This window comes from Paenibacillus sp. JT22N15, assembly GCF_059383755.1.
Map to the genome: position 1 here is coordinate 23568 of NZ_JBXENV010000026.1, position 14590 is coordinate 38157.

At 44.7% G+C, this 14590-nt stretch carries 10 protein-coding genes; 5 read left to right on the forward strand and 5 right to left on the reverse strand.

Going from position 1 to position 14590, the window contains the following annotated elements; all coding sequences use genetic code 11:
* The first annotated feature begins 110 nt into the window (after nucleotides 1-110).
* Nucleotides 111-6296, forward strand: coding sequence for a rhamnogalacturonan lyase family protein (locus tag AC50X8_RS31360; protein ID WP_494883483.1), 6186 nt, complete (start codon nucleotides 111-113; stop codon nucleotides 6294-6296).
* Here AC50X8_RS31360 and AC50X8_RS31365 read toward each other — a convergent pair.
* On the reverse strand, nucleotides 6280-6444 hold the full coding sequence (locus AC50X8_RS31365) for a hypothetical protein (protein ID WP_494883485.1): 165 nt from the start codon (nucleotides 6442-6444) through the stop codon (nucleotides 6280-6282). The genes AC50X8_RS31360 and AC50X8_RS31365 overlap by 17 nt on opposite strands.
* A 91-nt stretch (nucleotides 6445-6535) precedes the next feature.
* Between AC50X8_RS31365 and AC50X8_RS31370 the strand changes: the two genes are divergently transcribed.
* The 3 genes from AC50X8_RS31370 to AC50X8_RS31380 all read left to right on the forward strand — a co-directional run bounded on the left by AC50X8_RS31370 (nucleotide 6536) and on the right by AC50X8_RS31380 (nucleotide 8424).
* The gene (locus AC50X8_RS31370) at nucleotides 6536-6766 is read left to right on the forward strand and encodes a hypothetical protein (protein WP_056035160.1); all 231 of its coding nucleotides are present in this window, start codon (nucleotides 6536-6538) and stop codon (nucleotides 6764-6766) included.
* Between the two features lie 168 nt (nucleotides 6767-6934).
* Nucleotides 6935-7441, forward strand: coding sequence for a MarR family winged helix-turn-helix transcriptional regulator (locus AC50X8_RS31375; RefSeq protein ID WP_494883487.1), 507 nt, complete (start codon nucleotides 6935-6937; stop codon nucleotides 7439-7441).
* 20 nt (nucleotides 7442-7461) lie between these two features.
* Nucleotides 7462-8424, forward strand: coding sequence for an NADP-dependent oxidoreductase (locus AC50X8_RS31380; protein WP_494883489.1), 963 nt, complete (start codon nucleotides 7462-7464; stop codon nucleotides 8422-8424).
* Nucleotides 8425-8728: 304 nt separating this feature from the next.
* Here AC50X8_RS31380 and AC50X8_RS31385 read toward each other — a convergent pair whose 3' ends face one another.
* Nucleotides 8729-10033, reverse strand: a complete 1305-nt coding sequence (locus AC50X8_RS31385; protein ID WP_494883491.1) for an AlbA family DNA-binding domain-containing protein — start codon at nucleotides 10031-10033, stop codon at nucleotides 8729-8731.
* Nucleotides 10034-10423: 390 nt separating this feature from the next.
* Here AC50X8_RS31385 and AC50X8_RS31390 point away from each other — a divergent pair, with 390 nt between their 5' ends.
* On the forward strand, nucleotides 10424-11350 hold the full coding sequence (locus AC50X8_RS31390) for a DNA-methyltransferase (RefSeq protein WP_494883493.1): 927 nt from the start codon (nucleotides 10424-10426) through the stop codon (nucleotides 11348-11350).
* 34 nt (nucleotides 11351-11384) lie between these two features.
* Here AC50X8_RS31390 and AC50X8_RS31395 read toward each other — a convergent pair whose 3' ends face one another.
* The 3 genes from AC50X8_RS31395 to AC50X8_RS31405 are packed head-to-tail and all read right to left on the reverse strand — an operon-like array spanning nucleotide 11385 to nucleotide 14590.
* Nucleotides 11385-11927, reverse strand: coding sequence for a BglII/BstYI family type II restriction endonuclease (locus AC50X8_RS31395; protein ID WP_494883495.1), 543 nt, complete (start codon nucleotides 11925-11927; stop codon nucleotides 11385-11387).
* A gap of 21 nt (nucleotides 11928-11948) precedes the next feature.
* On the reverse strand, nucleotides 11949-12812 hold the full coding sequence (locus AC50X8_RS31400) for a protein NO VEIN domain-containing protein (protein WP_494883497.1): 864 nt from the start codon (nucleotides 12810-12812) through the stop codon (nucleotides 11949-11951).
* Nucleotides 12809-14590, reverse strand: a complete 1782-nt coding sequence (locus AC50X8_RS31405) for a DEAD/DEAH box helicase (RefSeq protein ID WP_494883499.1) — start codon at nucleotides 14588-14590, stop codon at nucleotides 12809-12811. Before AC50X8_RS31405 ends, AC50X8_RS31400 begins: the two co-directional genes overlap by 4 nt.

Sequence of the window (14590 nt, forward strand, 5' to 3'; positions counted from 1 at the left end):
ACGCTTACTTAATATTGAGGCTAAAAAACGGATACGCAGTTTACCCGCAAGTCGAACCTTGTTGCAATGAATGAACATTTCAATTGAGAAAATGGGGGGAATTTTTTTATATGTTAAGAAGTAAAAAAAGGCTAATGTTTCTGCTGCTTGCCGCAGCGGTTTTATGGACCACTATTTTGCAGGGGCTGCCGCTTGGATCGCAGACGGCCTACGCAAGCACAGTAGAACAGCTTGTGAAGAAATTCGACTTTGGCACAGCCTCAAGTCCTGTCAAGGAAGGCTTTATCGGCGTAAGCGAATCGCAGCTGTATACGGCTGAGGCTGGTTACGGGCTGAGCGCCGCGTTGGCATCCCGGAACCGCTCCGGCGGAGATGAGCTGACGAATGATTTTGTCCTCGGAACCTCGTTTTCGTTTTATGCGGATTTGCCTAATGGCGAATATGATGTCACCGTGTATTCGGGCGATTTACTGACGGGCACAAGCTCGACTAAAACAAATATTGCCTTGGAGGGAGTCGCTGCCGGAACGCTTTCTACACGTCAGGCGGTCGTTCATGGCACGTACCGGACCACGGTAAATGACGGGCAGCTGACGGTCGATATTTCGGCGACTACGGGCTACGCTTATTTGAACGGCATCGTCATTGAGCAGGTAGTAGCTGCTGCTCCTGAGGCGCCGGGCGGGCTTGCCGTGACACGCGTGACGCCTCAGGATGTGACGCTCGCGTGGAATCCGGTTACCGGTGCGGCTCGTTACAAGCTCTATCGCTCGGAGGGCGCTGCCGCTCCTGTCCTTGCAGGTGAAACGGCAGCTGCCTCCTATGTGGATACGGCCGTTGCAGAAGGGAGCAGCTATAGCTACTTCGTCGCTGCCGTCAGTACAGCTGGACTGGAGTCGGTCTTAAGCGCCCCTACCGCTGCGATAACGATACCGGCGCTTACGGCTCCAGCCGCGCCGAGCCAAGTCAGCATCAGCGCCGTGCAAGCTTCGGCGGTTGTGCTGGGCTGGACGGTTGTCGAGGGAGCGGAAGGCTATAAGGTGCTGCGTGCCGATGCGGCAGCAGGGCCGTTTGTAGAAATCGGCCAAACGACGGTTCCTGCCTATACGGATACGGGCGTCGACACGTCTGTGGCGCAATTTTACACTGTGAAAGCTACTAACGTGCACGGGGAATCGGAAGCTTCCGCGGTTGTGGAGAGCGCTGTCTATGTGCCGCCTACTACACTGCCGGAAGGCGATACCATTCGCTTCGATTTTGGATCGGGCGAGCTTGCTGACGGCTATGTCCGTGTAACAGCCGAGACCGCCTATACATCTGCGCTCAAATACGGCTTTACTGATATTTCGAATATCGGCTCAGGCAACCGTGGCACAGCTGATCCGCTGCGCTCGGATTTTGTTACACCGAATAATGGGGTTTTTAACGTCGATCTGCCTAATGGCGACTATACGATTTCACTCATTGCGGGTGATGCGACCGAAGCATCCGAAATCGCGATCAAGGCCGAAACCATTCAGAAGGTACAGCTGACTAGCAAAGCAGCTGGCCAATATCTGGAGATGGACTTTCAGCTGGCGCTTGTGGATGGGCAGCTCAATCTTGCATTTACGGGGTCCGCGCCCAAACTGAACGCGCTTGTCATCAAGAAACAGCAGGAGCGTCAGCCTGGAGAGCGGCAGGCCGTATATCTCGCGGGCGATTCTACCGTTCAAACCTATGATCCCTATTGGGAGCCACAGGCTGGCTGGGGCCAAATGCTGCCGCGCTTCTTCAGCAATGATGTTATTTTCAAAAATCATGCCATTGGCGGCCGCAGCTCCAAATCCTTTATTGTAGAGGGCCGTCTGGATGAAGTGCTGCGGACGATTCGTCCGGGGGACTATTTCCTTGTCCAATTCGGCCACAATGATGCGACGATTAGTGTTCCTGAGCGCTATGCTTCGCCAGCCGATTACAAAAACTATTTGAAAACCTACGTTAATGGTGCCAGACAGCGCGGCGCGACGCCGATTCTCGTAACGCCGATGGGCCGCCGTGATTTCAATGCGGACACAGGCATTTTTAATATTAGCTTTCCAGAGTATGTGCAGGCCATGAAAGAGGTAGCTGCCGAGCTGAATGTGGAGCTGGTTGACCTGAGTGCGCTCAGTATCGCCTACTACAACTCCATTGGCCCGCAAGCTTCCTTGTCTGTATTCCTTCATGTGGAGCCAGGCATTTATGGGGCCTTCCCGAATGGTTCTGCGGACAATACGCATTTCCAGGAATACGGGGCCATTCAAATCGCTCGTCTGCTGGCAGGCGGCATTGAACAGCTTCCGGTGCCGCTGGCGGATTTTGTCCGCGAAATTGCACAGCCTGATGCTGTGCCTGATGCACCAGCTAATCTAGTTGCAGGCAGTGTCAGCAACGCCGGTGCAGTGCTGAAGTGGAGCGCTTCGGACAACACCGATATTTATAAAATTTACCGCAAGCTGGCTTCCGAGCCGGAATCGGCTTACGCCATGATTGGCACAGCGACGGTGCCAACCCTGACCATTGGCGGAATGCTGGAAGGAAAGTCTTATACCGTACGGGTAACGGCTGTTAATGGCCGCGGCGAATCGCTTCCATCCAGCGAAGTATCGATCACGACCAAATCGGCGCAGTACCGTTTTGATTTCGGTCCGGTAGGAGCACCAGTTGCAGCTGGATACACCGAAGTTACGCGCAATGTGCTGTATACACCTGAGCTCGGCTATGGGCTGACGAACAGCACAGGCATGATTGACCGCGACCGGGGGGCGGGAACGGACGACCTGAGACGCGATTTTGTGGCTTATTTCAATGCCAGCTATGAGTTCAAGGTCGATTTGCCGAACGGTTCCTATTCGGTCAAAACGTATACGGGCGATTGGATTGGCTCGACACGGACCAATGTCAATATTGAAGGGAAGGATTACGGCACGATTACGTCCGGCAAGGAGTCTATTGCCGAGCGGGTATTCAATCAGATTGCCGTGAAGGATGGTCAAATGAACCTCGTATTCAGCGGCCAAACGGCTCATTTGAATGGTCTGGAAATTACGCCGCTGCTGCTGGCACCGACAGGTCTAGCGCTGACGGAACTGGAGCTTGAGAACGAGCCTGTAACGGCTGCCCTGGCATGGAACGCTGTGGAAGGCGCATCGGCCTACCGCGTCTACCGTCAGGCTGCTGTAGCCACTAGTGCAGAGCTTTTGACCGAGACGGCAGCGCGTAGCTTTGCCGATACGACAGCTGATGTCGGTCTGGATTATGTGTATACGGTGACAGCCGTTGACCATACGGGGCTTGAGTCGGTGGCCTCCAATGCGCTTGCTGTGTCGATGGTTGATCCAAATGTGCCAACGGCAGCCATTCCGACAGGCCTCACGCTTGTGGAAACGAATAAAAATGACCTGACATTCCGCTGGGATGCGGTCAGCAATGCGAAAGTGTTCTATATTTACCGGGCAACCAAGGTGGATGGCGATTACACGCTAATTGGCAAGTCTGCGGAAGCCGCCTATACGGACACAACGGTGTTGACGACGATTCCTTACTATTATAAGGCTGCATCTGTGAATGCGGGCGGCATTTCCGAGCTGTCCCAAAGCTTGGAGACGTCTGCCGTAACGACTTTGTATCGCAATATGGAGTATTTGGACCGTGCTCCGGTTGCGGTGAAGAAGGCTGAAGGCAACTACATTGGCTGGAGAATGCTTGGGCTTGATCCATCATCCATAGCCTTTAATGTGTACCGCGATGGCAGCAAAGTGAATGCGGAGCCGATAACAGGCAGCACGAACCTGCTCGATACGGAAGGAACAGACAGCTCCATTTATCAGGTGACGGCTGTTCTGAACGGCGTGGAGAAGCCGGCGACTGACGATTTCGGCGTGTGGACCCAATCGTATTTGTCCATTCCGCTGCAAAAGCCAGCCGACGATTATACAAAGGATGGCCAGCCTTACACGTACAATGCGGGCGATGCGAGCGTTGGCGATCTTGACGGGGACGGCGAGCTGGAAATTGTACTCATGTGGACACCATCCAACAGCAAGGATAATTCGCAGGCAGGCTATACAGGCATCGTCTACTTGGATGCCTACAAAATGGACGGAACACGGCTGTGGCGCATTAATATGGGGCCAAATATCCGCTCCGGTGCCCATTATACGCAGTTCATGGTTTACGATCTTGATGGAGATGGACGCGCTGAAGTAACGATGAAAACAGCCGATGGAACGATTGACGGCCTGGGCCGCGTCATTGGCGATCCGAGTGCCGATCACCGCAATAGCAGCGGCTACGTGCTGCTGGGGCAGGAATTTTTGACCGTATTCAATGGTTTGACTGGCGGTGCACTGGATACCGTTGCCTATGATCCGCCGCGCGGCGATGTCGGCGCATGGGGCGATGCATATGGCAACCGAGTCGACCGGTTTCTTGCGGGCGTCGCCTATTTGGACGGTGAGCATCCGAGCGTTATTTTCAGCCGTGGCTACTATACAAGAACGGTGTTGGCTGCCTACAATTTCCGTGACGGAAAACTGACGCAGCAGTGGAAATTTGATTCAAATACCGAAGGCTACGGCTCTTATGCCGGGCAGGGCAACCACAACTTGTCGATTGGCGATGTAGACAACGATGGCAAGGATGAAATTACGTTTGGCGCGATGGCGATTGACGATGATGGCAAGCCGCTATACAACACAGGGCTTGGTCATGGCGATGCTTTGCATTTTGGCGATTTGGACCCTACCCGTCCGGGACTGGAAGTGTTCGGCGTGCATGAGCATACGGATTCCAAGTATGGCATGGAGATGCGTGATGCGGCTATGGGAGAAATCCTTTGGGGCGTCTTCACCGGCATAGATACCGGACGCGGACTGTCAGCAGATATTGATCCCAACCATATTGGTGAAGAAATGTGGTCAGCAACGATTACGAATGAGCAGCACATTCCCATCACCGGGTTGTACAATGCACGCGGCGAGCTGATCACGACTAAAATCCCTTCCTCGACTAACTTTGGCGTATGGTGGGATGGCGATTTGCTGCGCGAGCTGCAGGATGGCAATCGGATCGACAAGTGGGATTATGTCAATGAAACGACGGTCAATCTGCTCACAGCGACTGGCGCTTCCTCGAACAACTCGACGAAGGCCAATCCGAGCTTGCAGGCCGATCTATTCGGCGACTGGCGTGAGGAAGTGATGTGGCGTTCTACAGACAGCTCGGAGCTTCGTATTTATACGACGACCGATGTAACCGAGCATCGGATTAGAACACTGATGCATGATCCTGTATATCGCCTTGGCATTGCATGGCAAAATGTAGCTTACAATCAGCCGCCGCACACTAGCTTCTATCTAGGTGCAGGTATGGAGGAGCCGCCAATGCCGCGCATTCAGTATGTGGGTGCGCCGCAGGAGGAAGAGGATACAACCCCTCCTGTTATTACAGGCTTGCCGCCGCAGCAGATGACCGAAGCCGACAGCTGGACGGTGGCGGTAACGGCGGAAGATCCGGAATCAGGCATTCGGAGCCTGACGCTTTCTTTTGACGGCGATCCAGTGGTAAATGGCGACGTTCTGTCCATGGCTGGCCGGGCTGGAACGCATACCTTTACAGCGACAGCGGTCAATGAGGCCGGGCTGCAAACGACGCAAACCGTCGTCATTACAGTGACAGGAGCCGAGAAGGCAACGGATATTCCGGGCAAGCCGGTGCTGTCCGACAATAACGGTCATGACAATGGGCTGCTGGATGGCAGCTACAAAATCACCATGAACCTGTGGTATGGGCAAAATGGTACGGTATATAAGCTGTATGAGAATGGGGAGCTCATTGCTAGCAAGGTGTTAACGGACAACTCGCCGTCTGCGCAGTCGGCGTCCGTAGATATTACCGGAAAAGCAAACGGTACCTATACGTATACTTGCGAGCTGACTAATTCCTTCGGTACGACGAGCTGTACCCCTCATACTGTAACGGTTAAGGACGCTTTTCCCGGCCAGCCTGTGCTGTCCAATGACAACTGGGACGGGGATGGCAGCTACAAGGTGACGATGAACATGTGGTGGGGAACGAACGCCACCGAATACCGTTTGTATGAAAATGGTACGCTGATTGATACGCAGACGCTGACGGCAAATACGCCGAGCGCTCAAAGCGCATCTACGACAATAACGGACCGCGCTGTAGGCAGTTACACTTACCGCGTCGAGCTATCCAACGATAGCGGCATCACGGAAAGCAGCCAAATGGAGGTTAACGTAACCAAATAGGAAGAGCAGCAGCCTGCTTTGGTCGGATCAATCCGGCAAAGGCAGGCTGTTGGCATTGAATAAGGCACACAATTGGATAACCAGGACAAGAGGTTTGGTTTTCAAGTATGGTGGGGCTTAAAAACGGCAGGAGTGCTTCATTTTTCATAGGAAGGTTTAGGTCCCTATTCCCTTTGAAATGTGGTGATGAAGCTTTAAGCTTAATTGATCAGGTATAAGATAGGACAGGAGAACCCGCCATGCGCATAGCTCTGCAAATACTAGCCATCGTTGTCATGATTATTTTTACGATTTCGCTGATTTATCCGAGATTTATGTCGATGTACAAGCGGTGGCAGAAAATAAGTCTGCTTGTTATCGCTGGATTTTTGTTCGTACTGACGTTATTGGCGGCGGAGGATTTTAATGTATCTTCACATTCGAAGACATGGGAGCTGATCGAGAGCTTGTTCGGACAAGGGGATTCGTGATATCCGACCTGACGTTCATCGTTGGCAGAATGGTCTGTTGTTATTAGACGATGGTGTGGTTGAGCTTATCGAGTCTATCGGCATATTATCACCGGGCTGCCTAAATGGCAGCTTTTTTATTTATGTTGACGGCAACATATTTTAATGTTATCTTGTGTTTAGTTAAATATGTTGACGACCACACAATTAAAAAGAGGGATGAAACTATTGAAGAAAAACATCGATCACGAAGCCATTGAAAATGAAATCAGTTCGTTAACGCATTTTCCCGTAAGCCTCTCTATATTCAGCATGGCTCGTTCACATCATAGAAATGCAGGAAAGCTGCTTCGCGAAGCAGGCCTATATCCAGGGCAGGAGCTCGTACTGATGCAATTGTGGCACCGAGACAGCCAATCACAGAATAGTCTTTCAAGATCGTTGCGCCTTGATCACTCGACAATAGCTAAATCCGTTCGTCGTTTGGAAGATGCGGGGCTGGTCACCTGCAGCCGCTCCCATGAAGATAAACGCGTAACCATCGTATCGCTCACTCAAATAGGGCGTGATGTTGAACCCAGAGTGGTTCAGGCTTGGAGCAAGCTGGAAGAGATCACAACGAAAGCGCTCAATGACGAAGAGAAAATACAGTTTGTAGCTCTGGCACAAAAAATAGCCGCTTCTTTAGAAACTTAGTTTTAAATTTTTAATAAATGATGAGTGAAAAAGGAGAGATGAACATGTCAAATAAGTCAATGCAAGCCGTTCTGGTCAATGAATATGGTGGTCCAAATGTATTGAAGGTAGAAACGGTTGAACGTCCCCAACCACAAACGGATGAAGTGCTCATTCGCATTGTATATGCTACGATTATTCCCCTAGACTATAAGATCCGCAACGGTTGGCTACAAGAAGTTTTTCCTGTAACCTTTCCCTACATTCCTGGATTTTACGCTTCCGGAGTTGTCGAAGAGGTAGGGCAAGGTGTAACGAATTACAAGCCTGGTGATCGTATTTTTGGCAGTATTAGAGGAGCCTACTCGGAATATGGCATTGTGAAAGTCCAGGAAGTAGTTAAGATGCCGGATATACTCACCTTTGAAGATGCAGCAACGATTAAAGCAGGAGCGGAAACAGCTTGGAAAGCGTTGTTCACTGAAGGTGAACTCCAGCCTGGACAAACCGTTCTTATTCATGCTGCAGCAGGCGGCGTTGGACAGTTTGCCGTTCAGCTGGCCAAATGGAAGGGAGCGACCGTGATCGCTACGGCTTCCACCTCTAACGTGGACTTCGTCAAGTCTTTGGGGGCGGATCAAGTCATCGATTATACTAAGACAGCTTTCGAAGACGTCGTCCAAGAAGTGGATCTAATCGTCGATTCTATTGGAGGCGAGACCGAGAAGCGATCATGGGCCGTTCTGAAGAAGGGGGGGATTCTTGTTTCTTTGACGCAGGCTCCATCTCAAGAGAACGCTCAAAAGCATGGCATTACAGCTAAATTTAACACCAAATTTCCAACATACGCGAATCTGCAGACCTTAACAGAATTAATTGCGGGCGGTACGATTAAAGCAGCGATTGATTCCATATTTCCGCTAAATCAAGCTAATAAAGCACTGGAGAAAAGTGAAGCAAGACATGGGCGAGGAAGAATTTTGCTGCACATAAACTCAATCTAAAAATAACAAGTATAAAATAGAAGTTAGGATGATATTAAAACAAGAAAACAACACGAGCGCATTATTCACTTAGTGTTGTTTTCTTCATTAACATCAAGCTATTCTGGCTAATTGTATGGTTAGGTCACTACCCCTAAAAGAATAGTGTTCGTCTTCACTTATGGTAAGGTTCCCCGTATCACTATAACAGCGAATTTTTATGACACCCTGATGTTGGCGAGAGTGCCCTAATTTTTATGGTAGAAGTTCAGCGTTGTGAGAATTAATCATGTAAAACCTCAATAAGGCGAAGCTTTACACTCATCTAAAATAAAGAGTTATTCATTATCGTTGCATTTAGATTTGTAGCCGCCAATTGTACTAGATGAACAAAATCATCCCTTCTCATTGGTCGATTACTCCCGTCACGGCGCACATAGTAAACTTCTTGTCCGTTTTTCTTTCGTATTGCTATCGGTTTTACTTTCGCTTCTTCAACAAGAATTTCTAAAACTGTCCTCTCAATATTCTTTTCATCAGCTAAAGAATGAAAAATGTATCTACGTTCTACTTTCCCAATGGTATTGTCCTCCCACCAGTTTTCGACTTTCAAACGTATATCGTCACCGTCATTTATACCTACTACTTTACCATCATCATCAATCCCTACAAATACTGAGCCTCCCTCTGTATTTGCAAAAGCGCACATCGTAATAGGAATTTTCTCTGTATATGCTTGTTTGTAGTCATGATGAATCCCTTCGCCCCTAAGCATTATTACTCCTTCAAGGCTCATTCGTTCATCTTGTTCAAATACAACTCCCGCTGTCGGGGCAAATACGTATGCACCTTCGGCTATATGGCGTGAGTCCAGTACTTCATCATTCAAAGACAAATAGACAAAAAGCACAGCAGACAACGTTTCTAAAGGAATATCTATAGTAGAGCCCTGAGATAATGCAAATATTTTGGCTATACCAGGGCGTTTTCCAAATAATTTAAGTTCACACTCACTCGCCTCTGCCCCTGCTACTAGTACTTGCAATCCATATTTATTAACTACAATGCGCTCAAACCAGGCTCTTTCATCAGTAATAATTAATTGAAAAAAACAACGCAAAGAATTGTTATTCTCCACAAAGGTATCATAAAGGTAATAAAACTCAGCATCCCTTAAAGTTGGGAAGTACAGCAACCCTCCTATATTCATCGGCCGATCTGTCAAATGATTAAATTTATTATCTATTTCTGTGCTACTCTGAATAATCTGGGAAGGCAACCTGTTACTTTGTATACCATCCCATTGACCTGAGGAAAGCCTTCTTTCATCGAAATTCATTCTAGAAAGGTCATACTTACAATCAATAACTTCACCAAAACCGGGTACCTCGAGAGGAAACCTCGCCTGCTTAGATGCCTGTTCTAATAGCTCTGAGAGCTGTTCTCCAGTTATATAATGTTTTATGAAAATCACTTGGCCATAATTGTACACTTCTGTCCCCTTTTGCGAGTCAGTATTTCTAACTACTATACGCATAAGCTCCACAGTGGGACAATTAGCATTAAGTTCTAAGCGCAACTCTAAAAAACTAATTTTCTCAAGTTTTTGTTGGATTAGGTCTATCCTCATTTATCTCACCCCTACTAAATGTATCCCACCTTACGTCTTACATTTACTATGTTTAACATGAATTAATGCTTTACCTCTTACAACAATTAGCCCATGTCACAACATGGACCTGGGTTAAATAAAAAGTTTATGGTTATGCTTTTATACAGACAATGGTTTAAACAACTGGAGCTCGGAAAATAAATAGGCATAATTTAACTCGTAAAAGGTCCACTATATTTGTGTATAATGACTAGATCTTTTTCGAAATTTGTAGTAAAATTATTATTACGGTTAAGGAGAGCGATAGCTCGCGATTGTTGATTTCCATTTATTTTTAAGCCAATTTGTGTTATATTAATTTATTACGCCAGTTTAAATATCACTATAGCATTCCACTGGAGGTGTAACATGTCTGTGATAATGAACCCTTTTATTATTAGGGAGACTGCTGATACTAATTATCCTCAAAGATTTTCCGAAGAAAACCGAGTTACTTTGTACCAAGGTGATTGTTTACAGTTTTTAGAATCTATGCCTAATGAAAGTATTCAGTTGATTGTAACCTCTCCACCATATAATGTAGGAAAAGAGTATGAAAGTATTCAACCTTTTGAAGAGTATTTGCAATGGCAAGATAGCATTATTGACTTGTGTATTAGGAAACTTAAACCGTCTGGAAGTATATGCTGGCAAGTCGGCAATTACGTAGAGAAAAAAAATAAAAATGAAATTTACCCTCTAGATATATATTTGTACCATTCTTTCAAATCAAGAGGTATGCAATTAAGAAATCGAATTGTTTGGCACTTTGGCCATGGTCTTCATGCTTCTACTAGATTCTCAGGTCGCTATGAAACCATAATGTGGTTTACAAAAACAGATGACTATATCTTTAATTTAGATCCTGTTAGAGTTCCACAGAAGTATCCGGGCAAGAAAGCCTATAAAGGAGAAAAACAAGGCAATTATTCTAGTAATCCTTTAGGAAAAAATCCATCCGATGTCTGGGAAATTCCCAATGTAAACAGTAATCACATTGAAAAAACTGAACATCCATGTCAATTTCCCGTTGCTCTTGTCAATCGTCTCGTTCAATCAATGAGTAACGAAAATGATCTTGTGTTTGATCCTTTTATGGGCGTTGCTAGTACTCAAGCATCAGCGTTATTAAACAATCGTCGTACTGCTGGCTGTGAGACAAACCAAAAGTATTATAGTATCGCTGTCGATAGAATCTCTTTAGCTGCAGCTGGTCTACTTAAAGTCAGGGAAGATAAACCTGTTTATACTCCACCTGCTGGTACTTCACTAACTACTAATCCCTTTATTAAATAAAATTTCTGGCTATTGCATAAGCAATAGCCGATTTTTAATCTTCCAAATCAATTCCTATTATCCAAAGAGGCACAGGTGGATCATTCCTTTGAAGACTCTTCAAAGAAGCAATCACTGATTCAAAGGAAGCTGGTCCAGTATAAAACTGTTTTTGAAGCTTTTTTACCGGAACTATCTCAACTCCTACATCTATTGGATTTTCTTTATTTTTAAATAGATAGAGAAACTTGTTGAAATCATGATGAACAAAAGAGTATTTACCAAATTGGACTTCAATGCCAACTAAGCCCTTTGTAAAATCAACTTCAATCCCATAACGATCTTTTTCAGTAAACCTTATTTTTCTTTTTTTCCATTCCCTGGATTTAAACGAAGCTGATAATGGTTTATTAAAATCTTTACCTGAAAAAACCAAAGCCTCTGATTTGGTTTTTTCTCTACTTGTTTTACTTGGCATAGGGATATTTGTGTCTTGAAGCACCCATAGAATCTCCTCAAACAGTTCTGGATATGCTGCTTTTAATATTGTTTTCCCCCGCATGTGTTCATACTCATCAGCGATTACAATTTTAGGCATTATACTCCCCCTGTTATCTAATTAAAATATATCATTACTTTTATATTGTTTTAAATTCTCTCGACTAAAAAAAATCTCTACAGACTCCCATACTCCATTTCCTTGATTAATAGGAATATGAGTACTCATATCTTTTTGAGTTAAAACAAAGAGTTCTCGTTTCGGATAAAATACCCAAATATGAAATACATAATTTTTTTCTGATGTTTTCGCTACATCCCATTCTAATTTTGTTATTGTAATAGATATATTTTCTGTTTTAGAAGTAGAAGCCTTAACTTCGATTTTTAGCTTTTCATTATCTTTCTCATTAATTTGTGATAATAAGTCATATCCACTGAAATTCGACTCAACTGCCTGCCAATGTGGATACACCCCTATTCTGAGTTTTTCGTACTGTCTAGAAAGCGTCTCTCCTTTTCTTCCAATTTCCAATCTCACGTCTTCAAATAATCCTTTTGAAATAATGGCGAGTTTATCCCACCATTCAATTACTTTCTGTTCATATCCTTCTAACAAGTACGCTTCCTTAAAACATTGGAACACTTCTTCAGAAAAATACTTGACAGCCTCCAAACGACCATAACAAAGAAGTGGAGCCCAAGAAGGTTTGGTAACTTCAATTATATCGGCTATTTGAATTCTTAATTTTTCATATGGCTGCATTGCATTTAATATTAAATCTCCTTTTGTTGTTATTTTCAAAAGATTATTTTCTTTGAGAATAACCCATTTGCATTCAAGTGCAGTGTTTAAAACAGCTCTTGCATCGGCCACAACAAATTTGGTGAATATATTAGGGAAATCAGCCCCACTGAGTTCATTTTCTTTTACTAGTTCCAGAAAAGATTGTGAAGAATAAAGAATGCCAACTGACAGGCTCATTTACTTTCCACCTCTTTCCCTTGTAGATGGTTAAGTAAGTCATCAATATCCTGCTCGTTAAGGCCTTCTTCACCATATTCTTCATCTGAATACTCAACTTCGATTTTTAATGAAGAATCATTTAAGACTTCAGCCATTAAGTTTATTTTCTGATTCAATCTTCTGTCCACAGATTCATCAATGGTATCTGCACATGTAACAATTTCAATTTCGGCTTCCTTTGTGGATCCGTATCTATGAATTCTATCCATTGATTGTAAAAATTGTGCCGCATTATAATTTCTGTCCAAATAAATAGCATGATTACACGCCTCATGAAGACTTATCCCTTCACTTGCTGCAGCAGGATTCGCCACAAGAATTCGAGCATTGGGATCATTGTGAAATTGATTGATTTTATACTCTCTTGTATCAGAATCTTCTTCTTCTCCTGAGTCCACTCCACCGTGTATAAAATCTGCACCCAAATCACTCAGTCTTAATGCTATAAGCTCTACATTTTCAACAAAACTTGACCATATTAACACCTTATTGTTCTCACTGGCTAGCCTTCTTGCTCTTTCACATACATATCTTACCTTAGGACTGTCTCCTTCTGAAAGAACATCTCTTAATATCTCATGGTAACTAAAGCTAGTTTTAGCTAATAATGCAGGATTGGATGTTAATTGAATAAGTCTTAAAACACTTCTTCCTATTGCACGCAACTCAATACGATCACGTGCTTTTAAAATGATTTCGGCTTCCCGAGCTGTTTCTGATCTTAAAAGTTCATATAATCTTCTTTGTCGAGCAGTCATTGGAATTTGTACTATTGATATTTTCTTTTTCGGTAAATTTAATTGTTCCTTTGTTGTCCGCACATAAATAGGTTGTATTAAATCAACAACATTTTTCTGGTTAACGTTTATTTCAGGATACAAAAAGTTAAACTGAGGGATAAGATCATCAATAGTATTGGGCATAGGGGTTCCTGATAAAATCAACTTGTTCTCAGGTAGATGAGATAGATTGAGAATGGAGCTCCCTATCCTCCCCTTGCTGCCTCTTTTCATTCGATGACTCTCATCTACAAACATAAAAAACTCATTTTTACTTAAGTACTTTCCAACTAAATCTAAAACCCCGGGTAGCTGTTGATATGTTATCATCATTATTTCCGGTTCCTTTTTCAGTAAATCTTTAATATTTTGATAACCACCGCGAAGACGAAAAATCTTAGGTGGATTGTCAACACAAAGAACCAACTGCTGCTCCCAGGCAGCAAAAGCATTTTTCGGTGCTACTATAAAAAGTTTCGATTTACTATTTTTCTTAAAGAAGTAGTAGGCAAGTGCTTCAGTGGTTTTCCCAGCACCTGGAACAGAAAAACTTGCAGCTGATGAGAACTTACATAACTTTGTAAGGTTTTCAATTTGATGCTCCGTCAAAAGACGAGAAAAACCCTCGGATTCAAGAGTGGAAATTATACTTTCCTTATCTATTGGGAGCATATTGCTCCCCGCTTGGTAGGTATTCTGTTTTCCTAAGGACTTTTTTAATATTGTTTGGGCTTGTTCATCTATGTTTAATTTAACTTTATATTTACTGAATATGAACCTAAGATTATCTTTCAAGGACAAAAATTCCCACCATGGAATTACAATAGAGTTTGATGTGACTTCTATTTCATTTGACAATTCTTGGCATATTCTTCTTATTTCTATCCAGGCAAAGGTGACGTCATCAACCGATAATTCTACCTGTTGATATTCTTCTTTGTACTTTATACTTAGCAC